The 26,293-nt window shown below is 63.5% G+C and carries 29 protein-coding genes; 8 read left to right on the top strand and 21 right to left on the bottom strand.

What is annotated here, in order from left to right; translation table 11 throughout:
• Positions 1-11: 11 nt before the first annotated feature.
• The 12 genes from AB4Y80_RS01160 to AB4Y80_RS01105 all read right to left on the bottom strand — a co-directional run bounded on the left by AB4Y80_RS01160 (position 12) and on the right by AB4Y80_RS01105 (position 12,421).
• Positions 12-1,007 (bottom strand): carbon-nitrogen hydrolase family protein, encoded by a 996-nt coding sequence (locus tag AB4Y80_RS01160; RefSeq protein WP_442211450.1) that lies wholly within the window; start codon positions 1,005-1,007, stop codon positions 12-14.
• 178 nt (positions 1,008-1,185) lie between these two features.
• Positions 1,186-1,548 carry a helix-turn-helix domain-containing protein gene (locus AB4Y80_RS01155; protein WP_442211448.1) on the bottom strand — a complete coding sequence of 121 codons (363 nt, stop codon included), beginning with the start codon at positions 1,546-1,548 and terminating at the stop codon, positions 1,186-1,188.
• Between the two features lie 163 nt (positions 1,549-1,711).
• Complete coding sequence (locus AB4Y80_RS01150; RefSeq protein WP_442211447.1) at positions 1,712-2,680, bottom strand: branched-chain amino acid transaminase; 969 nt, start codon at positions 2,678-2,680, stop codon at positions 1,712-1,714.
• A complete protein-coding gene (locus tag AB4Y80_RS01145; protein ID WP_442211446.1) occupies positions 2,677-3,906 on the bottom strand; it encodes an amidohydrolase family protein in 1,230 nt (409 codons plus the stop codon). Before AB4Y80_RS01145 ends, AB4Y80_RS01150 begins: the two co-directional genes overlap by 4 nt.
• Positions 3,896-4,882: a hypothetical protein gene (locus tag AB4Y80_RS01140; RefSeq protein WP_442211445.1), complete on the bottom strand. Its 987-nt coding sequence runs from the start codon at positions 4,880-4,882 to the stop codon at positions 3,896-3,898. The genes AB4Y80_RS01145 and AB4Y80_RS01140 overlap by 11 nt, the downstream gene beginning before the upstream one ends.
• Before the next feature lie 2 nt (positions 4,883-4,884).
• Complete coding sequence (locus AB4Y80_RS01135; RefSeq protein ID WP_442211444.1) at positions 4,885-6,066, bottom strand: M24 family metallopeptidase; 1,182 nt, start codon at positions 6,064-6,066, stop codon at positions 4,885-4,887.
• A gap of 4 nt (positions 6,067-6,070) precedes the next feature.
• Positions 6,071-7,186, bottom strand: a complete 1,116-nt coding sequence (locus AB4Y80_RS01130; protein WP_442211443.1) for a cupin domain-containing protein — start codon at positions 7,184-7,186, stop codon at positions 6,071-6,073.
• Between the two features lie 46 nt (positions 7,187-7,232).
• Positions 7,233-8,189 (bottom strand): ABC transporter substrate-binding protein, encoded by a 957-nt coding sequence (locus AB4Y80_RS01125; protein ID WP_442211442.1) that lies wholly within the window; start codon positions 8,187-8,189, stop codon positions 7,233-7,235.
• Between the two features lie 52 nt (positions 8,190-8,241).
• On the bottom strand, positions 8,242-9,123 hold the full coding sequence (locus AB4Y80_RS01120) for an ABC transporter ATP-binding protein (RefSeq protein WP_442211441.1): 882 nt from the start codon (positions 9,121-9,123) through the stop codon (positions 8,242-8,244).
• The gene (locus tag AB4Y80_RS01115) at positions 9,123-9,881 is read right to left on the bottom strand and encodes an ABC transporter permease (protein ID WP_442211440.1); all 759 of its coding nucleotides are present in this window, start codon (positions 9,879-9,881) and stop codon (positions 9,123-9,125) included. The genes AB4Y80_RS01120 and AB4Y80_RS01115 overlap by 1 nt, the downstream gene beginning before the upstream one ends.
• Positions 9,882-9,937: 56 nt before the next feature.
• A complete protein-coding gene (locus tag AB4Y80_RS01110) occupies positions 9,938-10,768 on the bottom strand; it encodes an ABC transporter permease (RefSeq protein ID WP_442211439.1) in 831 nt (276 codons plus the stop codon).
• Between the two features lie 3 nt (positions 10,769-10,771).
• Entirely contained in the window at positions 10,772-12,421 is a 1,650-nt protein-coding gene (locus AB4Y80_RS01105) for a thiamine pyrophosphate-binding protein (RefSeq protein ID WP_442211438.1), read from the bottom strand.
• Positions 12,422-12,745: 324 nt separating this feature from the next.
• On the opposite strand from AB4Y80_RS01105, the gene AB4Y80_RS01100 reads away from it, so the two are divergent.
• From AB4Y80_RS01100 to AB4Y80_RS01090, 3 genes are all read left to right on the top strand, one after another.
• Complete coding sequence (locus AB4Y80_RS01100; RefSeq protein ID WP_442211437.1) at positions 12,746-13,453, top strand: GntR family transcriptional regulator; 708 nt, start codon at positions 12,746-12,748, stop codon at positions 13,451-13,453.
• Between the two features lie 256 nt (positions 13,454-13,709).
• Positions 13,710-14,126, top strand: a complete 417-nt coding sequence (locus AB4Y80_RS01095) for a hypothetical protein (protein WP_442211436.1) — start codon at positions 13,710-13,712, stop codon at positions 14,124-14,126.
• 78 nt (positions 14,127-14,204) lie between these two features.
• Positions 14,205-14,417: an ATP-binding domain-containing protein gene (locus AB4Y80_RS01090; RefSeq protein ID WP_442211435.1), complete on the top strand. Its 213-nt coding sequence runs from the start codon at positions 14,205-14,207 to the stop codon at positions 14,415-14,417.
• Between the two features lie 140 nt (positions 14,418-14,557).
• Here the strand turns inward: AB4Y80_RS01090 and AB4Y80_RS01085 are convergent, their stop codons facing one another.
• The 5 genes from AB4Y80_RS01085 to AB4Y80_RS01065 all read right to left on the bottom strand — a co-directional run bounded on the left by AB4Y80_RS01085 (position 14,558) and on the right by AB4Y80_RS01065 (position 18,882).
• Positions 14,558-15,337: a hypothetical protein gene (locus tag AB4Y80_RS01085; RefSeq protein WP_442211434.1), complete on the bottom strand. Its 780-nt coding sequence runs from the start codon at positions 15,335-15,337 to the stop codon at positions 14,558-14,560.
• Positions 15,338-15,949: 612 nt separating this feature from the next.
• Positions 15,950-16,894 carry a nitrilase-related carbon-nitrogen hydrolase gene (locus tag AB4Y80_RS01080; RefSeq protein ID WP_442211433.1) on the bottom strand — a complete coding sequence of 315 codons (945 nt, stop codon included), beginning with the start codon at positions 16,892-16,894 and terminating at the stop codon, positions 15,950-15,952.
• On the bottom strand, positions 16,894-17,358 hold the full coding sequence (locus tag AB4Y80_RS01075) for a rhodanese-like domain-containing protein (RefSeq protein ID WP_442211432.1): 465 nt from the start codon (positions 17,356-17,358) through the stop codon (positions 16,894-16,896). Before AB4Y80_RS01075 ends, AB4Y80_RS01080 begins: the two co-directional genes overlap by 1 nt.
• Positions 17,355-17,960 carry a bifunctional 4-hydroxy-2-oxoglutarate aldolase/2-dehydro-3-deoxy-phosphogluconate aldolase gene (locus tag AB4Y80_RS01070; RefSeq protein WP_442211431.1) on the bottom strand — a complete coding sequence of 202 codons (606 nt, stop codon included), beginning with the start codon at positions 17,958-17,960 and terminating at the stop codon, positions 17,355-17,357. The genes AB4Y80_RS01075 and AB4Y80_RS01070 overlap by 4 nt, the downstream gene beginning before the upstream one ends.
• On the bottom strand, positions 17,947-18,882 hold the full coding sequence (locus AB4Y80_RS01065; RefSeq protein ID WP_442211430.1) for a sugar kinase: 936 nt from the start codon (positions 18,880-18,882) through the stop codon (positions 17,947-17,949). Before AB4Y80_RS01065 ends, AB4Y80_RS01070 begins: the two co-directional genes overlap by 14 nt.
• Positions 18,883-18,969: 87 nt before the next feature.
• Between AB4Y80_RS01065 and AB4Y80_RS01060 the strand changes: the two genes are divergently transcribed.
• The 3 genes from AB4Y80_RS01060 (at position 18,970) to AB4Y80_RS01050 (ending at position 20,368) form a co-directional block, all read left to right on the top strand.
• The gene (locus tag AB4Y80_RS01060; RefSeq protein ID WP_442211429.1) at positions 18,970-19,701 is read left to right on the top strand and encodes an IclR family transcriptional regulator; all 732 of its coding nucleotides are present in this window, start codon (positions 18,970-18,972) and stop codon (positions 19,699-19,701) included.
• Between the two features lie 74 nt (positions 19,702-19,775).
• Positions 19,776-19,943, top strand: coding sequence for a hypothetical protein (locus tag AB4Y80_RS01055; RefSeq protein WP_442211428.1), 168 nt, complete (start codon positions 19,776-19,778; stop codon positions 19,941-19,943).
• Positions 19,944-20,125: 182 nt separating this feature from the next.
• Positions 20,126-20,368 carry a hypothetical protein gene (locus AB4Y80_RS01050; RefSeq protein WP_442211426.1) on the top strand — a complete coding sequence of 81 codons (243 nt, stop codon included), beginning with the start codon at positions 20,126-20,128 and terminating at the stop codon, positions 20,366-20,368.
• A 41-nt stretch (positions 20,369-20,409) separates the two neighbouring features.
• Here the strand turns inward: AB4Y80_RS01050 and AB4Y80_RS01045 are convergent, their stop codons facing one another.
• The 4 genes from AB4Y80_RS01045 to AB4Y80_RS01030 are packed head-to-tail and all read right to left on the bottom strand — an operon-like array spanning position 20,410 to position 24,519.
• On the bottom strand, positions 20,410-21,234 hold the full coding sequence (locus AB4Y80_RS01045) for an ABC transporter permease (RefSeq protein ID WP_442211424.1): 825 nt from the start codon (positions 21,232-21,234) through the stop codon (positions 20,410-20,412).
• 9 nt (positions 21,235-21,243) lie between these two features.
• The gene (locus tag AB4Y80_RS01040; protein ID WP_442211421.1) at positions 21,244-22,188 is read right to left on the bottom strand and encodes an ABC transporter permease; all 945 of its coding nucleotides are present in this window, start codon (positions 22,186-22,188) and stop codon (positions 21,244-21,246) included.
• 33 nt (positions 22,189-22,221) lie between these two features.
• On the bottom strand, positions 22,222-23,400 hold the full coding sequence (locus AB4Y80_RS01035; protein ID WP_442211419.1) for an ABC transporter substrate-binding protein: 1,179 nt from the start codon (positions 23,398-23,400) through the stop codon (positions 22,222-22,224).
• A 39-nt stretch (positions 23,401-23,439) separates the two neighbouring features.
• Positions 23,440-24,519 carry an ABC transporter ATP-binding protein gene (locus AB4Y80_RS01030; protein ID WP_442211416.1) on the bottom strand — a complete coding sequence of 360 codons (1,080 nt, stop codon included), beginning with the start codon at positions 24,517-24,519 and terminating at the stop codon, positions 23,440-23,442.
• A gap of 182 nt (positions 24,520-24,701) precedes the next feature.
• Between AB4Y80_RS01030 and AB4Y80_RS01025 the strand changes: the two genes are divergently transcribed.
• Together AB4Y80_RS01025 and AB4Y80_RS01020 are read left to right on the top strand one after the other, a co-directional pair.
• On the top strand, positions 24,702-25,460 hold the full coding sequence (locus AB4Y80_RS01025; RefSeq protein WP_442211414.1) for a FadR/GntR family transcriptional regulator: 759 nt from the start codon (positions 24,702-24,704) through the stop codon (positions 25,458-25,460).
• 33 nt (positions 25,461-25,493) lie between these two features.
• Positions 25,494-26,198 carry a cache domain-containing protein gene (locus AB4Y80_RS01020; RefSeq protein ID WP_442211413.1) on the top strand — a complete coding sequence of 235 codons (705 nt, stop codon included), beginning with the start codon at positions 25,494-25,496 and terminating at the stop codon, positions 26,196-26,198.
• Positions 26,199-26,293: the final 95 nt, after the last annotated feature.

The raw sequence follows: 26,293 nt of genomic DNA, 5'->3' as shown, positions 1-26,293 counted from the left end.
TGTAGAACAGGTCAGGCCGCGTTAGGATCGATGGATTCGTCGACTGTGTCCGAGCGCCGCCGAATGCCGGGGCGTGACTGCTGGTTGACGGTCAGCTGGAAGATGTCAAAGCGGTTGTAGTGGCCGATGATGTCATGCATCTGCTTGGGCTGGATGCTCTTTCGGAGATCAATGTCGGCATAGACAATGCCTTCCTTGTCGATCAGCGGTTCGGTGAGTAGCCGCCCGTCCGGACCGAATATGCCGCTGAAGGCGCAGTGCGGTCGCTCGAGGAGCGCGCGAGAGGAGTCGTTGTGCGCCACCATATCGACAATTTCCGGCGTGATGGCCGCGCATGCTACAACGGAAAATACCTTTCCCTCGAAGGAGTGGGCTGCCGAGCGCAGTTCGATGGCTTTGACCATGTCGTAGTCGGCAGGAGCGACAGGCAATGCGATGTAGTTCGCTACGTGCACCTGCTCGCCCTGTGCCAGCAGGCTGAACCGGGCCAGGGTGTTGGTGTTCTCACCGCAGGCCAAACCGCCGAGCTTGCCGATTGATGTGTCGTACACCTTTAGCGAACTCCCGTCGCCGCCTCCCCAGGTGAGTTTCTCGGCCCAGGTCGGCACCAATTTACGATGTACTCCAAGCAGTTGGCCCTCGGCGCTGATGAATAACACCGAGTTGTAGAGAGTCCCCATCGAGAACGGGTCACGCTCGTTGACACCGATCACAACGTTGGCGCCCGCGGCGGCAGCCGCGTTGCACAGCGTGTCGACCTCGGGGCCGGGGATGGCTATGGCGGACAGAAACAGCCGCTCGAACCATGCGCTTCCTTCGATCGGTGTCATCGTCCAGTTCCAGTAGGGATAGCCCGAGATAAATACTTCGGGGAACGCGATGAGTTCGGCTCCGTTCGCCGCACATTCGGCGATGAGCCGGCAAGCCTTCTCAACTGTCGCCGCTGTATTCAGGTATTCAGGTGCAGCCTGGACGGCCGCCGCGCGGAACGGTCGGTACTCAGTCATGGTCGAACCCTCCGGAGTTTTCGGTGATGTCATGTGTCGGCTTCGCTAAATCATCTGATCAAATTCTGCATATTTACATATTTATGGGACACGTCCCAGCCCCCGCCATCCGCCGCCGTCGGGAATGTGTCCGAGGTTCTAGGCGTGAATGTGGATCAGTTCCCCGACCCGGTCCCATTCATAACGGCGCCGGTGGCACGGCGGCGCGGATCGGATCCTCGGTGACCGGGCCGCACCAGGTCGGCAAGGGCTCCTTGTGGCGGTGCAGGATCCGTTTCACGGTCCGCTCTGCTGCACCCGTTGCCTGACTGATCCGGGTCAGTCCGCACCGCAACTTGTGGCGGGCAACCAGCACGGACTCCTCGATGGCAGCACTGGCCCGCGTTGGACTGGTGTGCGAGCGGCTGGAGCGATCCGGCAAACCGGCAAACCCCTCGGCCACATATCGGTGTACCCACCGCGATGCACACTGGCGTGAGACTTCGCGTTCCTGGACGACGTGTGAGACGGGCCGTCGGTCAGCGAGAACTCGCCGGACCAACAGGGTCCTTCATGAATCGTCAACCTGGCATTAGCGTGAGACATGGGAACCTCCGGACCGTGAAGTAATTGACAACTCCACTAAGCCCGGAGGCTCTCCCTTTTTATCAAGACCCCAATGTCATCCGCCTCATGGTCGGGTACAACTAGCCGGCCCCGCGTAGTTACTTCACTACGGTGTCGGATAGCTCCAGTTCGGGGGTCGGGTACGCGTTCTGGTGCACAGGCGTGCACCAGTGCCGGTACTTCGGGTTTTTGCCATGCACGATCCCGGCGTAGAGCTCCTGGAGCCTGCGCGTGATCGTCCCGATGGTTCCGTCCGCGATCTGCCGCCCGTCAATGCGACCGATGCTGGCGATCTCGGCCCCGGTGCCGCACAAGAACGCCTCCTGGACGCTATACAGCTCGCTGCGGTCGATGACCCGTTCGCGTACGGTGAGGCCCAACTCCTCCCGGGCGATCTCCATGATCGTGCCGCGCGTAATCCCGACGAGGATGTCCTCCGTGGATGGGGGCGTCACGAGCTCACCGCCCACCACTACGAAGAGGTTCGACGTAGTGCCTTCCGCCACCGTCCCTTCGCTGGTCAGCATGAGCGAGTCGTCGAAGCCCTGCAGCAGCCCGTCGGTCTTCGCCAGGGCAGGGTTGACGTACGTACCGCCGATCTTGGCTCGAGCGGGTGCCGCGTTGTCCTGGATGCGCACCCAGGAGGAGACCCCTACGTGCAGCGTGCGCTCAGTGGGGAGGTAACGTCCCTGCGGAAAGCAGTAGGCGAGGAACTCGTCCGTAGCATCGAGAAGATTGACGCCGAGCTTGATTGGCAACCCCTTGTAGGCAATCGGCCGGAGATAGGAGTCCTCCCGCAGGCCATTGCGCTCCAAGAGCCCCCGGCACCGCTCGACGAGGTCCATCGTCGTTCCTGGAAGCTCCATGTGGAGAATCGCCGCGGAATTGCGGAGCCTTTCGAGGTGCTCGGGGAGGCGAAAGACGAAGAGCTGCTCTTCCGCGTCATTCCAGTAAGCCCGGATTCCCTCGAATACGCTCCAACCGGAGTTGAAGCCCATCGTCCTCACACCGATGGTTGCCTCGCTCGACGGGACGTACTTGTCTCCCATCAGAACTACTTCGTTCATTTTGCTACACTCATTTCTCTGGATGCGTGGTCTATCTGAAGGTCATGGAGCATTAGTTTGCCGCTGCGCATGACGGACCACGGAAAATCAAGCAGGATCGGATTCTGGGCGAAGTGTGGGTCGACAAGGATGAGATCGGCAAGCTTTCCCTTCTCGATCGAGCCGATCTCGTCGGCGAGCCCGAGGCAACGCGCCGAGTTCAACGTCGCAAATTTCACCGCCGTGTTAATCGACACTCCAGCCTCGACCATCAGCCGAATTTCCAGGCCGACGCCGCCGTGCGGATTCTCCGGCGTGCCGGCGTCCGTACCGCAGACGACGTTCACGCCAGCTGCCACCGACCGACGGAAACTTTGTGTGTTGGACTCCGATGCGCCGATCGCCTTGCGGATGATTGACGGGGACACTCCGTTCTTGGCCCCCCCTGCAACCAAGGTGTGGTAAGCGGACAGCGTCGGGGCATGCGAGACGTTGCGCGTGCACATCAGCTCGCATGCCTCGTCGTCCAGGTAGCTGCCGTGCTCGATTGAACCGACTCCCGCACGGACCGCGTTCTTGATGCCTTCGCTACCGATCGCGTGAGCAGCCACAGGGACGCCGAGCCGGTTTGCCTCGGCAACTCCTGCTGCCAACTCCTCCTCTGTGTACGAGGCGCCACCCGGTTCGGTCCCCGGTGTGAGCACGCCGCCGGTGGCGATTAGTTTGATGGACCGCGCGCCTCGCTTCACTTGACCCCGCACGGCGGCGCGGACGGCCTCGACTCCGTCGGCCTCAACGCCCGCCCAATTGCCGTGGCCACCGGTCATGGTGATGAACGACCCACTCGCAATGACGCGAGGGCCCGCCACCAGGCCATTGTCGACCGCCTCGGCTAGCGCAATCACTGCGGCCGTCCGAGCGCCGCAGTCACGCACGGTCGTGACGCCCTGCGCCAGCGATCGGACTGCGCCTGCAACCACGATCAGTGTCTCCTGGGCCTCGGAGTTCGCCGCATAGCTCTGGATCTCCGGTCGACCGTCGAAGCTCAGGTGCACGTGGGTATTGATGAGGCCGGGCAGGAGTGCACGACCTTGCGCATCCACGATCGAGTCATCTGCTGCTAGGGTCTCCGGCAGATCCGCCAGCGGCCCGACCCACGCGATCCGCTCGCCGTCGATACTGACGGCAGCGTCGTGAAGGGGTTCATCCCCCACACCGTCATAGATGACGACATTCTTAATTAGCACAGGTTCGCCTTTCCATAAGTGGCACGGCTGGCACGCTGTCCTTTTCTAAACGCGCCAGTACTTCCCAGCCGAGCCGTACATCGATACTTGCTTTCCCGCTTGGTAGGGCCACCGTTGGTCCGGATACCAGTGGCCTGCTGTTTTCTTCCATGACCGAGGAAACCTCTTCCCAGTCCTGCCACGCTATTCGGTCGGGTCGTTCGGCATACTGACCGGCAAGAAATTCGCGGTGATCAGTGACGAATCGGCCGGCTGTTTCGAAGATGGCCTCGTCCCAGACGTACAGCCCGTCGATCGGGACGGCCACCGCGTCGTCTGCCAACCACTCACTGCGCAGGATCGGTGTCGGATGCGGCGTGGTAGAAGAGATCACCAGTCCGGAGCCGCGCAGAGCCTTGCCGGGATCGTCCATGGGCACCAGGTCGCATGACACCTCCGCTTGCATCTCTTCGCAGAAGCGATTCCGTGTCGTGGGGGTACGGGATAGCACACGCACTGTCTCGATGTCCGGAAAGGTCTCGGTCAGTGCCCGCAGTGTCCACCGCGCCAAAGTGCCGGCACCAATGAACGTCACGATCGCCGGGGGTTGCTTCACCGTGAACTTAGCCAGCACGGCCGCACAGGCGGCCGTTCGCAGATTGGTGATGTGCGAGCCCTCGACGACTGCTAGGGGCAGCCCTGTGTCCCAGTCGTCGAGAATGATGACGCTGTGCGAGTCCGGAACGCCCCACCGGCTGTTTCCTGGATAGAACGCCGCCCACTTCATGCCGGACTGGCGCCATCCGGGAATCGATGCGGGCATGGCCAGCTTGAAGGCCCCCTCTCGCCCTGTGTGCATTTCGATTTTGACCGGGACGACACTACCTGATGTGGCTTCCATCCGGTACGTGTCCTCGACGATCCGCAAAGCATCAGCCATGCAGAGTCCCGTCGCGTCGACGTCCTCCAGTGAGACCACAGTGAGTGAGTGCACCATCGCTACTTGACCCATACCTGCTGTTCGAGATTCACCAGTGGCTCGGCACCGTCGGCGGTGACCAGCGCGGTTTCACTGATCGCCATCATCGTGACGTCGTCGCTGAGCGCCGGCACCACATGCAGCACCATCCCTTCCTTAATGAGGGTGTCATCGTGCGGGCGCAGGCTCATGCCTTCGATCCAGGTCCGGAACCCAAGGCCGATCGAATAGCCGCTCCGGTGGTTGAAGTAGTCGCCGAGACCGTGTTGGTCCACGGCGGCCCGGGCTGCGGCGTCGACCTCCCCGGACGTCGCTCCCGGCTTCAAGACAGCGAGGGCGGCGTTCAGTCCGTCGCGGCTGGCCGCTTCAAGGCGCTTGCGGTTGTCGTCCATGCGCCCAAGCGCCACGGTCCGCATCGCTCCGGCGTGGTACCTGTGCATCGCGCCGCCGCACTCGATGAAGATGAGATCACCGTCCTCGAGCCTGGTGCGTTCCCAGGAGGCGTGGCCGAATGGTGCACGGAAGCCACTGCCGACGAGCGGCCCAAGGGAGACGTGCTCGCTCCCGGCAGAGATCATGGCATTGAGGCAGGCCGCCGCGACGTCGTTCTCGGTGTTGCCGACCATGCACGCCTCGATGGCCGCGTGCATGCCGATCCTCGTGAAATCGGCGGCCTCACGGATTGCGGCGACCTCGAGCTCGCTCTTGACCAGCCGCAGGTTGGGGACGAGCGTCGTCGAGTCGTGCCATGTAGCACCGGTCAGCTCGCGGGCCAGTCGAGCAACGTCGTTGGCGGAGATGCTCAGGCCACTGCTCGGGATGCCGATCCGGCCCGTGTGGGCACGGAGGTCCCGCAAAAGGTCGACAACGGTCGTCACGGGATCCTGGTGGTCGTCGTATGCGAGGTACTTATCGGCCCAGGAGTTGTTGAGATAGATCCTTCGCTCGAGGTCTCGCGACAACATGACCGGAGTTCCTTCGGTCTGGACGATGAGCGCCTGCCACGCGAAGAATCCCATGGAGCGGTAGCCGGTGAGGTAGTAGAGGTCCTCGGGCCCCATGACGACGAGCGTGTCGATTCCCTGCTCGGCCATGGCCGCGCGCGTGCGGGCCATGCGAACGGCGTACTCCTCGCGGGGGAACACCAGGCTCTTCTCGAGTCCCAGCTCAGGTGCGAGCGTGTTCTTGGGTGCAGTTGTCACAATATCACTCCGAAATCTCTTGGTGGCCGTCATTGTCACGCATGATTTCCTCGCGCCAGAAGTCTAGCGACCGCATCACGGGGAAATCGTTGAAGGAGAACAAGAAGGCCTCCTGGCTGGGGTCGATGTTGACGTGCTCGTGCCAGGCCCAGCTCGGCACGCAGAAGATGTCGCCTTGCGTCCAGTCGTACCGCTTACCCGCGATCACGGTGTACCCCGCGCCCTGTGCGACGTTGTAGATCACCGAACCGGTGTGGCGGTGTGCCTTGGTGGCCTGGCCCGGCAGCAGCATCTGCATGTGCGCACTTAGCGTCGGCATCACCGACCCACCCGTGATTGGGTTGCTGTATTCCAAGATGTACCCGTCGCACTCCGAGCCCGGCGAGGTCTTGGCCACGTTTTGCAGCGCGTCGTGAACCTGCTCCCAGGGGTAGGCGAACAGCGGCGAGTACCGCTTCGGCCACGAGTCCTCGAACCCGTAAGGCCGTAGCTGGCCAACCCCGTACTTGAGGTAGGAGTGGTTCGGCACCGGGTCCACGTCCTGGTACAGGTTTGGGTGCACCTCGTAGAAGCCGGCGTCGAGGGCATTCACCAGCGGGATGTCCAACCCGTCCTGCCAGATGACGTTCGTGTCGGAGGACTCATTGCCGTGCTCGTGGAACGCGCCGCTTGGCGTAATCGCGAAATCGCGCGGTCCCACCGTCAGCTTCTGGCCGTCGACAACCGTCCACGCACCCTTGCCCTCTACAACGAACCGCAGCGCCGCCGCCATGTGCCGGTGGGCCGTCATCGACTCACCCGGACCCATGATCTGCAGTCCTGTGTACAGGTTCCCCACTGCCGCGGAGGCGTCCACCCGTCCTGGGTTGACCAGCATGATCACCCGTCGCCCTGCGTCATCGGCATTGACCAACCCCAGGGCCTCCTCAACCAGGGGGCGCATGTCCCGGTACTTCCACAGCATCGGCGCCGACTTCGGCTGTGGATACCAGGGTTCGATGTCGTTCGCGACGGTCCACAGCGCCCCCGCGTCGGCTTTTTTCAAGACCTGGTAGTACTCGTCCAGCGCGGTGTCGCTCGCCACCCGTGCTCGACCTAGAACATCATCTGAATATGTCATGCCTCTGCTCTCCTCATTCTCACGTAAGTATTTGATTACCAGGGAACTATTTGATTATTAGGGACTTGATGTCGACCGGTTTATCGAGGTAGCCGGCGTCGACCATGAGGTTCGCATTAACGGCGATCTTGTCGATGTCAATATCCGCCGGGAAATCCGGGAGCGTCACCTGGTTCATCACTTCATCCGAAAGCTTGGTGTGTACCTGGATGAGGTCCCGCGCTTCATCCGGAGACGACTTAACGAATTTCGCGGCCTCCGCAAGCCCGGCCTGAATACTCGCGATCGTTGTGGGGTTCGCCTTGGCGAACTTCTTGGTCGTGTAGAAGCCAGCGATAGCAAGCCCGTCGGTGGGGCCGCTGTACGCGTCGACAACTTGGTTGACCTTGTAGTTCTGCTTCAGGAGCGTAATGAAGGGTTCGGTCAGCCATGCCGCGTCGAAGTCGCCTCTCGCTAGACCCGCGCCCATTTCCGGATACGGCATCTCCACGCGGTTGATCTTGTCATAGTCGACATCGAGGTCTTTCAGCACTGCTTGCGCAGCGAGGTCGGGAATGGTCCGTACCTGCGCCAAAGCGAGTTTTTTGCCGGTCAGGTCCGCGGGCTTGACAACGTCGGAGTCGGCCAGCGAATAGATGCCCGCCAGGCCCTTAGACGCGCGTGCCGCCTCAGCGATGATTGCCACATCCAGGATGCCCTTATTGTGGGCTTGGAGAATCGTGACATAGGCGCCGAAGCCAACGTCGATGTCACCGGCGGCCATCGCGGTGGCGTTCGTGGCCCCGCCAACACCGGATTTCAACTTAACGTTGAGCCCGCGATCCTTGAAGTAGCCCTTCTCCAGGGCAATGAACACAAGACCGGGATCTAGTACGGGTATGAGGCCGATTGTGACGTCGGTCTGCTCGACGGCAGCGTCCGCAGAACCGCCACACGCTGAGAGCGCCAGCGTCGACGCGACGATTGCTGCCATTGCGACAGAACGCCATTGTTTGTTTTTCATGGTTCTCCTCTGTTGGGTTTTCATGGTTCTATTCAAGATTCTTGGGTTGTAGTTACGGCCGGAGACTTGTCGAATCCGTCGATATGGCGTTTCGAGGGGCCTCCTTCGCGGCACGGATCAGTCGGGCGAGATGGGAACGCAACTCGGTGAACTCGGGTAGCTCCCTCGTGTGGATCTGGTGCCGCGGACGGGCGATGGGGATTTCCACGTCCGCGATGACACACGTCGGCGAGGATCCGAGGACGACGACGCGGTCGGACTGGTACACACTCTCGTCGATGTCGTGGGTAACGAACAGCACGGTCATCCCGAACTTGGCCCAGACATTGAGGAGGAGGTCTTCCAGCTCGGCTCGTGTCTGGGCGTCGACAGAGGCGAACGGCTCGTCCAGCAGCAGGATCTTGGGCCGGTACGCTAGCGCCCGGGCGATGGCAACACGCTGCTGCATACCGCCGGACAGTTGCCAGGGATACTGCCCTGGGATGTCACCGAGGCCCACCGCGTGCAAACTCTCGTCGATGCGTGCGTTGACCTCCGCTTTGGAGAGCTTCAGTCCGCTGAGCGCAAATCTAACGTTCCCGGCGACCGTGAGCCAGGGAAATAGTGAACGGCTGTAGTCCTGGAACACCAGCGCCAGCTCCCGGGGGACGCCGGAATACACCGCGCCGTCAAGAGCGACCGAGCCTGCGGTGGGCTTCATCAGACCGGAGATGCAGCGCAGCAGGGTGCTCTTCCCGCACCCCGAGGGGCCCACGATGGAGACGAACTCTCCGGCGCCGACGGTGAACGAGAGGTTCTCCAGCACCCGCCGGGTGGTGTCGGGGGCGCCGTATTCGTGCATAATGTCATCGGCGACCAAGACGCCGGTGGACGGGCGTGCCGCACTGCGGTCGCCGGTTGAAGACGTTTCGTTCGAAAGGGTTGAATCAGTCATCACACTCTCCTCATCTTTGAGCCTCTGTGCCACCGAAGTAGGCGGGATTCCGCGTACCTGAGGCCCACACTGAGGGCATAGCCAATAAGTCCCAGCAGGATGATCCCTGCCCAAACGTTCAGGATGTCGAAGGACCGCTGTGCCACGAGGATCCCGTGTCCGACACCGTTCACACCCGCAACCATTTCCGAAATCACCATGAGGATGAGTCCCAGCGAAAGGCCGATTCGCATGCCGGTAAAGATGTACGGTGTGGCGGACGGCAGAACAATCTGAATGAGTCTCTGCCTGGCGCTGAGGCGGAAAACGGTCCCCGCTTGGAGCTGTGTGGGCTCTACCGCCTGAACTCCCGTGATCGTGTTTAGCAGGATCGGCCACATCACGGCGAAGACGACGAAAGAGATCCGCATGTACTCGGTGGCGCCGAACAGAATCAGAAACAATGGAATGAGAGCCGGCGGTGGGATGGCTCGCATGAATTCGAGTACCGGCATGACGTAGGGGCCGAGTCCGCGGACCATTCCGAGCAGGACGCCCAGCATGATGGCGATCAGCGACGCGAGGGCCCATCCGCCGACAGCACGGAGGAGGCTTGGTAGCACGTCGTCGGCGACCGCTTGAGTGAGGAAAAGATGGGACGCCGGACCGGACAACCAGTTCTGCCGAGCCTGGCTCAGCACGTCCAGCAACGGTGGGAAGAACGGCGAGTCGTTGACGATGGCAACGATCTGCCACACAATTCCGGCTGCCAGAAGCACAGCAACGCTCAGCGTCCTCCGCAGACCGTGGATGCCTCGGCGTACGATGTTCCGAATCATGACTTACGCTCCGAGTTCTTCCAGAACAGCATTCGCTGCTCGACGTACACCAGTGCGCTGTTGATGCCCAGCCCGAGCACGCCGGTGAGAACCGTCGCCGCGTAGACGGTGTCGGCGTGGGCGCCCGTGATACTGGCTTGGTAGATCAAAGTGCCGATGCCGGCATCCCCCCCGGCGAGGATCTCCGCGCTGATGGCCACGACAAGGACGACGGCCGAGGCGATGCGGATGCCGGTGTAGATGTGTGGCGCCGCACTGGGGAGTGTGACGCGCGTCAGGACACCCCAGCGGGAGTAGTTGAAGCTGGCGGCAGTGTCCTTCGCCGTCGGATCGACATCGTGTACGCCGGAGATGGTGTTGAAGAAGATCGGCCAGAAGGCGGCATAGACGGTCAGGGCGATCTTCATCTCGATTCCCGTCCCCAAGATCAGCATGGCGATCGGGATCAGAGCCACCGAAGGGATGGGACGCAGGAATTCGACGAGCGCGCTCGACGCACGGTAAACGAGCCCCGATGTCCCAGCGAGGATCCCGATCGCGATGGCGAGCAGCATGGCCAGAGCGAGTCCCGCCCCCCAGGCCACGAGCGTGGCGGCGGCGTGAGCGAGGAACTCCCCATCGAGGAGCAGCTCGCCCGCGCGCACAATGATGATCGAGGACGGCGGGAGGTAGCTCGGGGGAACGATTCCGCTCCGGCCGACAACCTCCCCCGCCGCGATCAGGACGAGGAAACCAACCACGCCATGCAGCCGTAGCTGAAACTTCCTCCGTGGGCGGCGCCCTTCAACGGAAGTGCTGCGCCGATGCTCGAGTGCTGTGGTGCCCATGGCTCAGTGCCCGAACGCTTCGACGAGCCACCAGGCGGCAAGATCTCGTCTCGTTTTGGCATCGATGACCAGCGGACGGTCCCGTGGGCCAGCCAACCAGGTGTCGACGACGTCGAGGTCTCCCGGCTCGCGCACCGTGGCCGCCATACAACCCAACGAACGGGCAAGAGCTGCGATGTCGACGTCCGGAAAGCGCACCGTGTCGAGGTCGTGGCCGTCGGGGCCGAAGTGGTGGACCTCTGCGCCGTAGCCGGCGTCGTTGTATACCACGATGACCATCGGCAGCTGGAGCCGTACCACGGTCTCCAGCTCCGACACCCCCATAAGAAAGCCGCCATCCCCACACGCGACCACCGGGAGGCGCTGGGGCTGGGCGATCGCGGCGCCAATTCCGGTCGCGAGGCCGAGGCCGATGCTCTGGAATGCCTGGGTGAAGCAGAACGCATCCTCGTCGGGCACCCGCAGGTAGGCCGCCGGGTAGCCCATGAAGTTGCCCGAGTCAACGGCGACGACGCGCTCGTCCGGGAGGGCAGTGTCAAGGGCCTTGCTCAGAACCCGTGGATCGATTCGATCACCAGTGAACTCATCGTCGACCGGCACATCTGTCCAGTGGGCGCCCGTTACGATACGCGTTGCGACCTCCGCGGTGCGATACCCCTCCCGAGGGCTCTCGCCGCGGACAGTGAGGTGCGCGCTAACAGAGGCAGCGGTGGACACCACGTCACCGACCACACCGAGCCCGATGTCTCTGTGCGCGCCCAACGCCTCAGGCTCGAGGTCGACCTGAACGAGGATGGCATCGTCAGAGATGAGCTTGCCGCCGCGCATGGTCCACATGTTGAGACTGCACCCCCACCCGACGATCAGATCGGCTCCCTGGACGAGGGCAGCCGTCTCCGGTGTGGAGAAGCCCCCCACGATCCCCAGGCTCCATCGGTTCCCCGCGAACAGCCCGTTCGCGACGGCGGAGGTCCCGACCAACGCGCCGACATGTGCCGCCAACTCCGTCAGCACCGAGGCGCCCTGCTTGCCACGAGCGCCGCGGCCAGCGACGAACACCGGTTTGCGGGCGGCCAAGAGAAGGCCGGCCAGGGTCTGCACTGCGTCCATGTCGGGCTCCACCACGGAGATGCCACTCACGGGCTGGGACGAATACTCACCGTTGCCGCTGATCTCCTCGGCGAGGATGTCGATGGGCATGTTGAGCAGCACCGTGCGCCGCTGTGCGACTGCTTCGTGGAGCGCAGCAAGCGCTTCCGCGACCGCGGTTTCGGCGCTCGTGACGGAGCGCGCAACCGCGCCTACCGCTGTTGCCAGCTGTGTCTGCTGAATCCAGAAGTTCGAATTCTGCAGCACTGCCTGCGGCGCCAGCACCAGCATCGGCGTGCGACTCTTGGCCGCCTCGGCGATCCCGGTGACGGCATTTGTTAGACCGCACCCTTGGTGCACCGACAGGACGCCGACCTCTCCGGACATCCGTGCGAAGGCATCGGCCATGGTGGCGGCACCGCCCTCGTGTCGCGCCGCGACGAAGCGGGCGCCGGACTGTTTGAGGGTGTTCGTCACATGGAAGTTCCCACTTCCCACCACTCCGAACACATGACTGACACCAGCTGCTGCTAGGTGCTGGCCGATGGCTTGATCTACGCGCATAGCTCCCCACACGTCATTTTGAATCGGGCGCCGATGCCTCGCACTGTAAGAGTGGGCCTCGGCTTGTGTGACAGACCTTACACAGAAGGTTGATCAAATGCTAGTATGTTATTTGATCAAAGGAGGCGATGTGGACTTTCCACGATTCAAAACCGGCGCAATCCAGGCGGCCCTTGTTTTCCTGGACGCTCATCACACCATCGACAAGGCGCCGCAGGGACCCATTCTCTCCGCTGCGACTGCCACCACGCACCAGACCTTGCGCTCACTCAGCCTTGAGACTGTGGTGCCGGGCGCAGCAACGCTATTGTCAGGGCGGTACTGATGGCACTCAATATCAACACGCCTGATCGTGTTACGACATCGTCCCAGGCGTTCAACGCCGTACTAACCGCGATCCTGGACGGCTCCCTCAAATCTGGTCAGTCGCTCAACCTCAAGGAGCTGTCCGAAAGTCTGGGTATGAGCGCCATGCCCATCCGCGAGGCGCTTCGCCAACTTGAGGGCATAGGGATGGTCGAAATCATTCCACACCGAGGTGCGCGAGTGCGGGCACTTTCTCTGGAAGACCTGATCGACACCTTTGACGCCAGGATCCCGCTGGAGAGTGCCCTGATCCGACGGGCCGCTGTCCGTATCGACCACACCAGCTTAGCCAGGGCGCAAGAGGCGCTTGAGCGTCAGGCCGACGCGCTCGATCTCGGAAATTTCGCGGCTGCACGCTCTGCACATGAGGACTTTCACCTGACCCTCTATCGCGCCGCCGAATCGCCATGGCTGTACAGGCTGTGCAAACAAGTGTGGTTGAACAGCGAGCGTTACTACGCGCTGTCAACGACGGAATACGCACACGTGCACGAGAGGCGGCTTGAGCATGAGGCAATCCTCAATGCGTGCCGGACTCATCAACCTGACGAGGCAGAAAAAGCTCTTGAGCGCCACCTCACGCGCGCAGTGACGCTTCTGAGTGACTCCATGACAAACGAGCACAACCAGGTCCGGCCAGACGCTTTGACGGGTCGTGTGCCGTGAGCCGCATACGCCGCACGGACGAAACGGGTTATCGCCACATCCCCGCGTATATCCGGTGATCCGGCCGCCAGGATAGGGCATATCAAGAAGTAAATACTTGATGTCGGTGGCACCCGGGACTTTACCGCCACCGTGCCGGGAACGAAGATGGTCGGCAACAACACCTACCTGCACACGCACTCGGGCTGGCTGTACCTGGCCACCGTGATCGACCTGGCGACCCGGATGGTGGTGGAACAAGTCCATGGCCGTCCACATGCGCACCTCACTGATCATCGACGCGCTCACCATGGCCCGCGACTATGGCCGGCTCCCCACGCCGGCGGGACCGTGTTACACAGCGATCGGGCCGCCTTCCTGGGCTGCTGCGCGGCGAACAGCGTCACGAAGTCCATGGGAGAGGTCGGGGTCTGCTGGCACTGCGGTCGCCGAATCGTTCTTCTCGCACCTAAAGACCGAGATGTACCACCACCACGATTTCGCCAACCACATGGCCGCCGGCGAAAAGTTCACACCGCGCGGGAGCACGGGGCTGCCCGTTCGGCGAGTTGAATGCTCCACTGGCGACGTCCTGGACGTCGCCGGCGACTGCGTGGATGTGCTCATCGACGACGGGTGGTCGAATAACCAGATTGCGCTGTTGACGACGAACCGGCGACACCCGGTCCACTAAGACTATTTCGAAAAGGGCAACGTTGACGGGTACTGGCGCGAATTCCATGCCGACGAGGGCGAGTTCTATGGCCACGTTTTGGGATTCAAGGGCCTGGAGCGGTCGGTAGTAATTCTCTGTGTGAACGGGTTCAAGGAAATGTCACGCGCCGCCGAACTACTCTATGTGGGGCTTTCTCGGGCGAGATGCCTGCTGGTGGTTGTCGGAGACTCTGAGTTGCTGCGAGAAGCGGGTGGGAATCAGCTGGAGCTGGCGCTGGGGAGAGCCCAGCAGTGGAGTCCGGCTCTCTAACATTTCCGCCTTGAATATACTGACATCGTGCCCGAGGAGAGACCCTTGACATCGCAACCCATCTGACTGACTGCAATGAACAAGTCTCGGCCAGCTTCGCGTGCGATTCGTTTGGCTCTCTTTTGCAGTTACGAAGGAGATCAGTTTCGTCGTTCATTCGGCCAGTAATCTTCGCGATTTCCCATGGAACCATCGGGCGTGATCCTTATTTCGACACGTGGAATATGGTCAACGTATCCCTGTACGACATGACTCTCAACGGCTTCTGGGTCCTGATGGGACAGCCATTCCTGATGTTCCCGCTGACTTTTTTCACGGGCCATTCTTGCTGCTTCGCACTGGCTCTCTTTGGCCGATTCTCGCTCTAATCGCTTCCGCTTTACCAAGTCTTCCCGATAAACAACCTGCAACCGTGTAAAGGCTTTGCCTGCCTGTCGAACGCGATCCCACCTGATACTTAAGGTCACACGTCGTTCGATTTTCGCGCTGGCCAATGTGTCGTCATATAGGCGGAGCCAATGCTCCCGAGATACCCACATTTCGTCTTCCGAGAGCCAGCTGGGGCACTCGAGCCATCTGGCCCATTGGTCCAAGACCTCGACTATCGCATTAGGGGAACGTTTCATGTCGGGACCAAATGCATTATTGAGAGCTTCCAGAAATGCAAGACACCGAGCGAGGTCGTTTGCGATCCTCTGCCCACTGATGCCTGCGAGCAAGCGTAGCTTCCATGCCATGTCAGGCGGTACTTCGATTGAACCCGTTCGTGCTTGTTTCAAATGGTGGATGAATTCGTCGTGAAGGGAGATTAGTTGACCCCTCACGTCCCAGTCGATTGCCCGGGAAAAGGTTGAAGACTCACGCGGGCGCTTGGGCATCGTATGGCGGTAAAATCCGCCACGATAGTTACTGCGACTCATGAAAACCAGCCCCACTCATACCTCGGGAGGAGATGCACTCCAACTCCATCAATTTACTCCGCGATTCAATAAAGAGTAAGAGTACGTTTTCTCGGGCTTGCAGTCTCGCCATATCCGGGGTGGATCAGAGTTGATCGCCGCTTTTCCAGGGACTTCCAGAACCGCTGGAACGCATTGGCCACGTGTTGCCGAGCAAAGCACCAGCCTAAGCAACCCCTGGCTCTGCTCGCCATATCCGGCCCTTTCCATCCACCAAGAATGGCCGAGAATGTTAAATGTCGGCGAGTGCCTGTAGCGTCAAATCAGCTTCAATCTGGAGCCGCAGTACGTCAAAAAGGAGGACCCTTGAAAGTCACCGCTTACCATTCATCAAATCCGTCAGATCCGGACGTTCACCACAACCAGGACAATTGCCCCACCGGCAAGCAGATCCCCCAGCGGAACAAAGTGCCAGGCACGGGCGGGTTCCGACTTTGCAAGGCTTGTTCAGCTTTGGGCTAATTATGCTGAATGGTGTCGACCGGCCTAATTAGGCTGGTCGACACTTGGACTCTTTTTGCTTTCGGCGGACACACCGGTGTCCTCGACCGTCCTGGCTAGTCGCCGTCGTCCCTACGAAGTCTCGGTGTATTCGTTCCCCGTGGCCACCGGTTCAACAATGGGCAGGTAGTGCTCGGGCCGGCGGTGCTGGGCAAAGTTGAACACATCGCGCCGGTACCGGCTCGCCATGTCCAGGTCAATCTCTGCCGTCACCAGCTCATCGCCTCGCGTCGTGGCCGTGGCAATGATTTCTCCGGACGGGGCAATGATCGCGCTACCGCCGATCTGGGCCACGCCTTCCTCCACGCCGGCCTTGGCCGCGCCCACAACCCACATCGAGTTTTGGTAGGCGCCGGCCTGCATGGACAAGTGGTTCTGAAAGTCCGCGAGGCGGTCCGATTCAGCCAAGTGCGGGGTGGTGGCGGGCGTGTTGTACCCGAGGCAGACCAGTTTGGCCCCGCGGAGTGCCAGCACTCGGTAGGTCTCGGCCCACCGGCGGTCGTTACAGATGGCCAGCCCCACCGTGGTATTCCGCCAAGGCTGCACCCCGAAACCCAAATCTCCCACTTCAAAGTAGCGCTTCTCGAGATTTTGAAACGGGGTTCCCGGGGTGACGTCCCTGAAACCAGGCAGGTGGATCTTCCGATAGCGGTGGACCACCTCCCCGCCCTCATCCACCAACACTGCCGTATTGAAGCGGCGGTCGCCGGCGGTCCGCTCGGCATAACCCAGCACGAACGCAAGCCGCAGCTCGCGGGCCGCGTCAAAGAGCTCCTGCGTGTTGGGTCCTGGCAGTTCCGATTCGTAGTAACCGTTTAGCTCGGCTGCGTCTTCCACCAGCCAATGGGGGAAGAATGGCGTCAAGGCAGCTTCGGGGAACACCACCAGCTCGGAGCCGGCTACGGCCGCCTCCTCCAACAGCTTGATGAGGCGAGCCAGCGTTTCAGCACGGCTGGCGGCCAGCGGAACCGGTCCCAGCTGTGCGGCCGAAACGGTGATCCGGCGAGCGCCCGTCACTAGCCTGCCTCCGGGCCCCGGGCAGCGAGCCGGCCACGGACCGACGCCGCGTGGTCAGCAGTCACCAAGGGATCGGGCTGGGGCACCCACTCCCCCAGATCGTCCACAATCGGATATCCGTTGCGGCACCAGTACTCAAAACCGCCGAGAAGCTCCTGGACCAGGATGCCGCGTTCGGCCAACACCAGCGCGGTTTGCGTGGCACCGTTGCAGCCCGGGCCCCAGCCGTAGACCGCCAGCCGCTTGCCCGCCGGCAGCCCAAGGTCCTCCCCGGACTGCAGCTTGGCGTTGGGCAGATGCAGAGCCCCGGCAATGTGCCCGTGCAGCCAAGACGCTTCGCGCCTGGTGTCGATCAGCACCAGCTCGCCCGAGGCTTGGAGGGCCGCTGCTGCCGTAACGTCGATTTCGAAGCTAAGCCGCGAGCGAAGGTATCCGGCCAACATGGCCGGGTCCCCTGCATTCATTGCTTCATGATCTTGGCCAGTTCCGGAAGCTGTGCCGGGTCCCCCAGCGCCGAGCCAACCGCCACAACGCTGACACCGGATTCCAGGAACTGTGAGGCATTGGTCGAGTCCATGCCGCCCGTGGCAACAAACCGGGCCTGCGGGAACGGCCCGGCCATGGCCTTGAACCAGCCGGCACCCAGCAGGGAAGCGGGAAACGCCTTCATCCAGGTCAGCCCGGCCGACAGGGCCAACTGCACTTCCGACGCCGTGGCAACGCCGGGCAGGGTGGGCATGCCGGCATCGGTGGAGGCCGCCACCACGGCCAGGTCCAGGCCGGGGCTGACGGTAAACGCCGCGCCCGCCGCCAAGGCCTGCTCAACGTGGCCCAGGGACACCACGGTTCCGGCCCCCACCAGCAGTCCGCGGGACTTGCCCGTTGCCGCAACGGCACGCAGGGCCCGGAGGTCCTCCTCCGTCTGGATGGGGATCTCCACCAGCCCAATGCCCAGGTTCCAGGCCTGCTCCGCGACGGCCAGGCTCTTCGCTTCCCCCATTCCGCGCAGGATGGCCATGAGGGGACGGCCCTTGAAGAGTTCGGTGAATTCGTTATTGGTGGGCATGTGAAGTCCTTTCGATGGAAGGTGGGAATGGGGTATGGCGCGGGACGTCGCTGGTGGATTGGAGCACCAGGACTGCCTGTTGATGGCCCGCCCGAAGCTTTTGGGCGGACCCCAGCCCCCGCACATGTGCCGACAGGTAGCCGGCGGCAAAGGCGTCCCCCGCCCCAACCGCTTCCACCACCCTGGTGGGAATGGCCGGAACAAAGCAGCATTGGCCGGCGTGAAATTCGGTGGCGCCAACATCGCCGTCCTTGACCACCAACACCTCCGGTTCGGGAAGAAAATCCCTCACGTCCTGGGGCGTCAGGGTCCCCCACAATGCCTGGGCCTCGTCCAGGCCCACAAAGACGATGTCCGACCGGGCCGCAAGCTCCCGGAGTTCGGCCCCGGCATCCCGGCCGCCCCAAAGTCCGGCGCGGTGGTTGATGTCAAAGCTGAGGATTGCCGGCGACGCCCGGACCCGTTCCACCACGCTGTGGACCAGCGCGTTGCAGCTCGCGGACAGTGCGGGGGTGATCCCGGAAACATGCACGACGGCGGCCCGCTCCAGCGCGATTCCCTCCAGTATTTCCGGTCCCATGTGGGAGGCGGCCGACCCTGTCCTAAAGTATTGGACGCCGCGCCCGGGGTCCTTGAAATAGACCCCCGTGGGCGCTGAGGGGTGAATCCAGGTCCACCGCGTGTCTACGCCGCCGTCGCTGATTTGGCCACTGACGCGCCGCCCCAGGGCGTCATCGCCCAACTGGCTGACCCAGGAGGCGGTATGACCCAGGGCGACAAAGTGAAGTGCCACATTTGATTCGGCCCCGCCGGTCGCCAGATGAAAGTCCGCGGCAGTTTCAAGCGGCACGGCTTCGGTCGGTGTGACGAGGACCATCGATTCGCCGATGGCTATGAGCTCTGGGATTGCGTTGCTTCGCATGCCACCACTATCAAACAGATGTGCATAGAATGCAACATGGTTGCATATGTCGCACACCTGGATTTTTCTACCGTGAAGGCCACACACATGTCACAGAGCGTTAGGCGTGCCGCTCGCATCATCGACTCCGTTGCCGAGGAACCCAAGACAGTCAGGGAACTGGCCGAGGCGTTCTCGATTCACCGGTCCACCATGTTTCGCGAATTGCAAGCGCTGGAAGATGTCGGCTACGTGCGCCGGCGCAAGAACGGGACCTACGCCCTGGGGCTGCACCTGATCTCCCTCTCGCGCAATGCCTTCGACAACCTGGACCTGCGCGAGGCGGCCCACGAGCACATCCGCAGGCTCCACCGGCAGGTGGGCAACACCATCCATCTGGCAGCCCTGATGGAACACAGCATTGTCTATGTAGACAAGGTGGAGGACGCCAGCGGTGTTCGCATGTATTCGCGGATTGGCGCTGCCGTCCGGCCGCACTGCAGCGGAGTGGGAAAAGCCATCCTCGCCAACGTTGACGCGGCGGAACGCGACGCGATCCTGGGCGACACCGCCTGGGAGAAATACACCGACAAGACGATCTTGACCCGCGATGCGCTCGACGCCGAGCTGGCCACAATCAGCAAGCAGGGATGGGCGGCGGACGACGGGGAATTTGAAGATTTTGTCAACTGCGTGGCCGTGCCGATCCATAGCTCCGCCGGAGTGGTGGGAGCGATGTCATTGACCGCCATTCGCATGGTCGCGAACCTGGACCAGCTCAAGGCCCAGATTCCGCTCATGCAGCAAACCGCCGCGCTCATCTCGCGCGAGCTCGGCTGAAAAGCCCCTGTTGACCAGCAAGGTCCCGATGCATGGCCCTGTTTCTACCCGGCGTACCGCGCTACGGTGGGGGTATGAGCAAGCACCCAGATCGTGACGACGCGGACCTCATCCGCAACCCCGCCGCCCCGGACCCGTTGGCGGAGATCTACCGGGAAATGGTTACGCCCGACGTCGAAGAAATGAATGAGCACGCGGACCGGTTGGCCGAAGAAAGCCGCACCGAACCGGACAATCTGTAGCGCCTCGGAGTGGGCAATCTATACGAGGGCGCCGGCAACGCCGAGGGTTCCGCGCGCCCGGTGATCCGCGTAGGGTGAAATGGTGGGCACCGATTCAGGCAGAGAATCAGGGCCGGGCCGCGGTTCCCATACCGCGTCCCCTGGACCCGGTGGCCCCAGTCGCCAAGGAAGGACGCGAAACCATGAACGACACCTCGAAGTCATCGATTCCCGATCCCGGCCAGCCGACCCCGGGCCAGCCGCCTCCCGGCCAGCCGCCCGTACCGCCCGATCCCACGCAGCCCGGTGACCCCAACCGGCCGGATCCCACGGAGCCCACGGCACCGCCGATTCCGCCGGACCCGCTGGATCCGCCGCATCCGGATGCACCCCCGCCGCCGAAGCCGCCGGACTCCCCGTTCGGCACGCCCGGTCGCGTCATCTAGGTCAGGGTCCGGCCCGGTCTCGCCGACGGGCCGGCCACCGGCTAGGCCTTCACCCTGGCCGGGCGGGCGCCAACGCCCACGGAATCCGCGGACAGGCGCTGGGCCAGCCAGATCGGCACGATCGAGATCATGATGAGCACCACGGCCACGACGTTGACCACGGGAGCCTGGTTGGGCCGGAAAAGGTTCTGCAGGATCCAGATGGGAAGCGTCGTGTCGCCGGCGCCGATGGTGAAGGTGGTGACGATGATTTCGTCGAAGCTCAGCGCGAACGCCAGCAGCCCGCCGGCCAGCAGCGCCGAGCGCAGCTGCGGGAACGTGACGAGCACGAACGTGGTGAACACGCCGGCGCCAAGGTCCGCGGAGGCCTCCTCGAGTCCGCCGTTCATGCGCCGCAACCGGGCAATGACGTTGTTGAAGACGGTCACCATGCAGAAGGTGGCGTGGGCGATGACCACGGTCCACATGCTCAGCGGCACGCCCAAAATGGTGGTGAACATGTTGTTCAGCGCGATGCCGGTGACGATTCCCGGCAGGGCGATGGGCAAGATGACCAGCAGGTTCATCACCTCCCGGCCAAAGAACGTGTAGCGCTGCAGGGCCAGGGCGAGCAGCGTGCCCAGGACCAGCGAGATGACGGTGGACACGACGGCCACCCACAGCGAGGTCACCAGGGCCTCCCGGACGCCGCTGGAGTCAAAGGCCCGGGCCCACCACTGAAGTGTGAAGCCCTTGGGCGGCCAGCCGAAGGTGCGGTCGGCGTTGAAGGAGTTCACCACTACTAACAGCAGTGGCGCGTAGATGAACAGCAGGATCAGCCCGGTGATCACGCCCAGGACGGACTTGGCGCTTTTCGAGAGTTTCACGGCATCCGCCTAGAGGTTTTTCAGGGCGCCGGTGCGGCGGACCACAAAGAGATAGATCATGATGATCACGATCGGGATCAAGGACACGGCCGAGGCAAACGGCAGGTTGTTGGCCGCCCCCACGTTCGCGTAGACCACGGTGCCGAGCATCTGCGTGGCACCGCCGACGATCTGCGCCGTGATGTAGTCTCCCAGCGACAGGGAGAACGTGAAGATGGTCCCGGCAATGATGGAGGGAACCAGGATGGGGAGCATGACCAGGCGCATGGTGGCCAGCGGCCTGGCGCCCAGGTCGCTGGAGGCTTCCAGCAGCGAATCCGGCACCCTTTCAAAGCCGGCATGGATGGGCAGGATCATGTACGGCAACCAAATGTAGGCCAGCGTGAGGATCACGGCCGTCTCCGAATACCCCGGACTGGATAGCCCGATCGGCGCGCCCAGCCATTCCAGCAGCCCGCCGTCGGCCAGCACGTTCCGCCAGGCGTACGCCTTCACCAGGTAGCTGGCCCAGAGCGGCATCAGCACCGCCACGACCAGGATCTTTTGCCAGTTGGCGGTGGCCACCTTGGCGATGAAGAACGCGATCGGCAGGGCGAGCAGCATGTCGATGACCGTCACGGCCAGGGCGATCCACAGGGTGCGCAGGGTGATGATTTGGTACACCGGGTCCGTGACCACCTGGATGACGTTCCTGGTCGTCCAGGTGGTGGAGACCTTGCCGGTGAACGTGTCCACCGTCCACAGGGCCGTGATGAGCAGGGCCGCGAGCGCGGCGATGTAAACCAGAATCAGCCAGCCGGCCGGTGCCGTGAGGAGCCCGGCCAGGCGGAGTCGCGGTGTCCTGTGCAGCAGGGCGGAGACGGTGTTGGCCCGGGCCCGGGGCATCCCCGTTTCCCCTGGCGGGTCGCCACGGGGGCCGCCCCGGCCGGCCGGCTGGTCTGTTTGTACTGCCATGTCCCTCTTACCTTTGTTCTCGGGGTGAAACCGCTATCCCTTGATTTCCGTCCAGGCCTTCGTCCATTCCGAGTAGTCCGTGCACTTGGCGTCGCTGCGGCCGTCCAGGCACTTCTCCACGGGGGTGGTCCAGTACCAGATCTGCTTGGCGTAGGCGGCGTCGCCCGAGTGGTAGGTGGTGCAGTGGTCCTTGTCCGCGGTCAGCGCGCAGGCCTTGGCGTTGGCCGGGGACTCGCCAAAGTACTCGGCCACGGCGGCGTTGGCCTTGGGGCTGGCAATGTAGTCCAGCCACTTGTACGCGCAGTTGGAGTTCTTTGTCTTGGCCCCGACCATCCAGGTGTCGGACCAGCCGGTGGCGCCTTCCTTGGGCAGTAGGGTCTCGACCTTGGCGCCGTCGGCCTTGGCGATGTTGGCCCCGACCTGCCAGGTGGTGCCGATGACGGTGGTCCCGGAGGCAAAGGACTGCACCTCCTTCACCACATCGCTCCAGTACTCCCCGACGTGCTTGCGCTGGTCCTTCAACAGCGTGACGGCCGCCGCCAGCTGGTGCTCATCGAGCGAGTACGGGTTCTTGATGTTCAGCCCGGGCTGGTGCTTCATCAGGTACAGCGCGGCGTCGGCAATGTAGATCGGGGAATCGTAGGCCGTGACCTTGCCGGTGTGTTCGGCGGCGTCACCAAACACGGAGCCCCACGAGGTGGGTGCCGGGGACACCTTGTCGGTGCGATACATCAGCAAGTTGGCGCCCCAGCCGTGCGGCATGCCGTAGTTCTTGCCGTCCACGGTGTTCCAGGCCTGGTCTTTCAGGAACGGGTACACGTCCGGGTAGTTCTTCAGCAGGCCCATGTTCACCGGTTGCACGTCCCCGCCGGCGATGAGGCGCAAGGAGGCGTCGCCGGAGGCGGAAACGACGTCGTACTGGCCGGTGCGCATCAGGGTCACGGCTTCATCGGAGGTGCCGAACGGCTTGTAGCTGACCTTGCAGCCGGTCTCGGCGGTAAAGGGCGTCACCCAGTCCACCTTGGGATCGTTGCTGCCGTCCTCCACATAGCCGGGCCAGGCCAGGATGGAGACCTGCCCCTCCCCCGCGCCGATCGATTCCTTGAGCGTGCCGGCGGCGGGACCGGTGCCGGTGGTGGTTCCGCAGGCGGCCAGCGTCAAGGCCGCCACGGCCAAGGTCCCGAGGACCTTGAACGAGTTCTTCAGTGCCACGATTGTTCCTTTCGAGTGATGCGCTTGGAGGAAAAGTTCTTAGGCCGCATCGGGGAGCCAGACGACGTCGGCGTCCGTCCAGCTGACGGCCACGCGGCTGCCCACCAGGCTGCCGTCGACCGGCAGGTCGCTGCCCACCAGGACCACGACGGCGGGGCCTCCTTCCAGCGCCACCCGGACCTGGGTGGCGTGCCCCACGTAAACCAGGGAGGTGACGGTCCCGGGCAGGGAGGTCACGCCGTCGCGCACGGCCGGGGACCCCGCCCAGTCAACGCTGAGCCGCTCGGGCCGGACGACGAACTGGCCGCCCCGGTGGTACAGCCCGGCGGCGACCTCGGCTGTGAACAGGTTGGAGGTGCCGACGAAGTTGGCGACGAAGGCCCCGAGGGGGCGCTGGTAGATTTCGTGCGCCGTGCCGATCTGGGCCAGCCGGCCGTTGTTGAACACGCCGATGCGGTCGCTCATGGTGAGGGCCTCCTCCTGGTCGTGCGTGACGAAGATGAAGGTGATGCCCAGCGAGCGCTGCAGTTCCTTGAGCTCGAGCTGCATCTGCTGGCGCAGCTTGAGGTCAAGCGCGCCCAGGGGTTCGTCCAGGAGCAGGACCTTGGGCTCGACGACGAGCGCCCGGGCCAGGGCGACACGCTGGCGCTGCCCGCCGGAGAGCTGGGACGGGCGGCGGTGCATGAACTTGCCGAGCTGGACGCGTTCGAGTTCCTCCACGGCCCGTTCGCGGCGCTCGCCCTTCGCCATGCCGCGCACGCGCAGCCCGTACGCCACGTTGTCCACCAGGGACATGTGCGGGAAGAGGGCRTAGTCCTGGAAGACGGTGTTGACGTCGCGTTCGAACGGGGCCTTGCCGCTGACGTCGCGTCCCTCCAGCTCGATGGTGCCGGCGGTGGGTAGCTCGAAGCCGGCGATCAGGCGCAGCACCGTGGTTTTGCCGGAGCCGGACGGGCCCAGCATGGAGAAGAACTCGCCCTGGCGGATGTCCAGGTCCACCCCGTCTACGGCCGTTGTCTCGCCCAGGCCCTTGGTCCCGAACGTCTTGGTCAGCTTGCGCAGCCGGATCGCGGGCACCTCGGCGGCGGATTCCGGCACGCTCGGTGCGGTCTGGCTCATGGGCGCCTTTCACGTTGGTTTCCTGCCGGGTGACTGCTGTGACGCGGACCACTTTGCGGCGCCGTCACTAAACACTATTACATAAGAGGTTTTATGTATATACCGGTCCGCGGGTCTCCGGTTACGATGGGACGACCGCCCGACGTGGGCGGGCCAACCCAGCTGGCGGAAGGACGGGCGGCATGTCGCTTTCCCCGCTGGGCGCCTCGCGCAGCCTCGCCGCGGTCTTTACGCCCATCAAGTCCGGCGGGCTGGTGGACGAGGTCTGCCGGCGCATCGAGCTGGCCGTGGAAACCGGCCTGCTGGGCAGCGGGCAGCGGCTGCCCAATGAGATCGAGCTGGCCGGCGCCCTCGGCGTCTCGGCCGTGACGGCCCGCGAGGCCCTCTCCCAGCTGCGCGGCCAGGGCCTGATCAGGACCACGCGGGGACGCAGCGGCGGCAGCTTTGTCACCGAGAATTCCTTCCCGTCCCCGGAGCGCGCCCGGGAACAGCTGTTGGGTCTGACCCGCCTGCAGCTCACCGACCTGGGGCTGCACTTTCAGGCGATCGCGGTCACCTGTGCCGGGGTGGCGGCCAAGCGCTCAAGCAGCGACGACGTTCAGGCCCTGGAGCAGTTCATCTCGCCGCCTGCGGCACCGGGCGAGCCGGCCACCGCGTTTTCCTGGCGCCTGACGGCCGCGGAGTTCATGCTGGAGGTGGCCGCCGTCGCCCGCTCGGCCCGCCTGGCCCGGGAACTGCTGCACCTGCAGGCGGACATGGGCACCCTGACACTGCTGCCGTTTGAGGACCCCCGGTTTTGCCAGACGACGGCCACGCTTCACGGCGCCATCATCGACGCGATCGCCACCCACGACACCGACGCCGCCGAGGCCCGAACGAAGGAGCTGATCACCGCAAAAACCCGCTGGCTGCTGGCCGAACACGCCGCCGGCCAGCAGTAGCCACCCTTCACCGCAACCAGCAAAGGCAAGCACATGACCGGCAAGGACGCCGCACGGATGACCACGGGAGTCACGGAACTCACGGCCCTTCTCGCGGGCATCGAACAACGGATCGACCACTGGGCGGCGGCCACCACCGCCTGGCTGAACGTGGCCGGCGGCGGTGGCGGGGGCAAGGTCACCGGGTCCGCCATTGACAAGTTCATCCGCCCCACCGTCAAGGAGATGCTCCACGAGCCGGGGTCGGTCGTGGCGGGGGCCGGGTTTGTGGCCGGGGCCGGGCTGCTGGGCCCGGACCGCAGCTACATCGCCTGGTGGCAGGGCGAGGACCTGGAGCGCGTGGACGCGCTGGCGAACTTCAGCCCGCAGTCCATGAGCCGGTACGTGAAGACGGAATGGTTCAAGGTCCCCCTGGAAACGGGGCTCCCGCACGTGACGGGCCCGTACATCGACCTGCTGTGCACGGATGAATACGTGCTCACCTTCACGAACCCGGTGCGCCGCTTGGGCGACATCGTCGGCGTGGTGGGCATGGACATCACGGCGCAGACGCTCGAGCGCACCAGCCTGGCCGCGCTGCGGCACATCGGCCCGGGCGCGGCCCTGGTCAACGCCGGCGGCCGCAGCATCGTCTGCGCCAGCCCGGCCGTGGACGCCGGCGACGTCGTCTCACCGGCCCCCGAGGCGGCCGTCTACGCCGTCGGGCGCCAGTTCCGCATCTTCTCCGCCACGGCCTAGCCGCACCTGGCCGCACCACCCGGGAACTGACCCGCAAACGATGTCGAAAAAACGCGATTTCGGCGGAAATTTCGACATCTTTTGCGGGTCACTTC

The sequence above is a fragment of the Specibacter sp. RAF43 genome (genome assembly GCF_052114065.1).
Taxonomy (GTDB): domain Bacteria; phylum Actinomycetota; class Actinomycetes; order Actinomycetales; family Micrococcaceae; genus Specibacter.
This window is presented reverse-complemented; position numbering and strand designations above follow the sequence as displayed.

What these genes read in the sequence shown, in the direction of transcription:
- AB4Y80_RS01130 (WP_442211443.1), bottom strand. Translation starts at nt 7,186, where the DNA reads ATGACATATTCAGATGATGTTCTAGGTCGAGCACGGGTGGCGAGCGAC.
- AB4Y80_RS01160 (WP_442211450.1), bottom strand. Translation starts at nt 1,007, where the DNA reads ATGACTGAGTACCGACCGTTCCGCGCGGCGGCCGTCCAGGCTGCACCT.
- AB4Y80_RS01025 (WP_442211414.1), top strand. Translation starts at nt 24,702, where the DNA reads ATGTCGCTTTCCCCGCTGGGCGCCTCGCGCAGCCTCGCCGCGGTCTTT.
- AB4Y80_RS01040 (WP_442211421.1), bottom strand. Translation starts at nt 22,188, where the DNA reads ATGGCAGTACAAACAGACCAGCCGGCCGGCCGGGGCGGCCCCCGTGGC.
- AB4Y80_RS01125 (WP_442211442.1), bottom strand. Translation starts at nt 8,189, where the DNA reads ATGAAAAACAAACAATGGCGTTCTGTCGCAATGGCAGCAATCGTCGCG.
- AB4Y80_RS01060 (WP_442211429.1), top strand. Translation starts at nt 18,970, where the DNA reads ATGTCACAGAGCGTTAGGCGTGCCGCTCGCATCATCGACTCCGTTGCC.
- AB4Y80_RS01140 (WP_442211445.1), bottom strand. Translation starts at nt 4,882, where the DNA reads ATGGTGCACTCACTCACTGTGGTCTCACTGGAGGACGTCGACGCGACG.
- AB4Y80_RS01100 (WP_442211437.1), top strand. Translation starts at nt 12,746, where the DNA reads ATGGCACTCAATATCAACACGCCTGATCGTGTTACGACATCGTCCCAG.
- AB4Y80_RS01150 (WP_442211447.1), bottom strand. Translation starts at nt 2,680, where the DNA reads ATGAACGAAGTAGTTCTGATGGGAGACAAGTACGTCCCGTCGAGCGAG.
- AB4Y80_RS01020 (WP_442211413.1), top strand. Translation starts at nt 25,494, where the DNA reads ATGACCGGCAAGGACGCCGCACGGATGACCACGGGAGTCACGGAACTC.
- AB4Y80_RS01065 (WP_442211430.1), bottom strand. Translation starts at nt 18,882, where the DNA reads ATGCGAAGCAACGCAATCCCAGAGCTCATAGCCATCGGCGAATCGATG.
- AB4Y80_RS01085 (WP_442211434.1), bottom strand. Translation starts at nt 15,337, where the DNA reads ATGAGTCGCAGTAACTATCGTGGCGGATTTTACCGCCATACGATGCCC.
- AB4Y80_RS01120 (WP_442211441.1), bottom strand. Translation starts at nt 9,123, where the DNA reads ATGACTGATTCAACCCTTTCGAACGAAACGTCTTCAACCGGCGACCGC.
- AB4Y80_RS01070 (WP_442211431.1), bottom strand. Translation starts at nt 17,960, where the DNA reads ATGCCCACCAATAACGAATTCACCGAACTCTTCAAGGGCCGTCCCCTC.
- AB4Y80_RS01075 (WP_442211432.1), bottom strand. Translation starts at nt 17,358, where the DNA reads ATGAATGCAGGGGACCCGGCCATGTTGGCCGGATACCTTCGCTCGCGG.
- AB4Y80_RS01055 (WP_442211428.1), top strand. Translation starts at nt 19,776, where the DNA reads ATGAGCAAGCACCCAGATCGTGACGACGCGGACCTCATCCGCAACCCC.
- AB4Y80_RS01105 (WP_442211438.1), bottom strand. Translation starts at nt 12,421, where the DNA reads ATGCGCGTAGATCAAGCCATCGGCCAGCACCTAGCAGCAGCTGGTGTC.
- AB4Y80_RS01110 (WP_442211439.1), bottom strand. Translation starts at nt 10,768, where the DNA reads ATGGGCACCACAGCACTCGAGCATCGGCGCAGCACTTCCGTTGAAGGG.
- AB4Y80_RS01050 (WP_442211426.1), top strand. Translation starts at nt 20,126, where the DNA reads ATGAACGACACCTCGAAGTCATCGATTCCCGATCCCGGCCAGCCGACC.
- AB4Y80_RS01095 (WP_442211436.1), top strand. Translation starts at nt 13,710, where the DNA reads ATGCGCACCTCACTGATCATCGACGCGCTCACCATGGCCCGCGACTAT.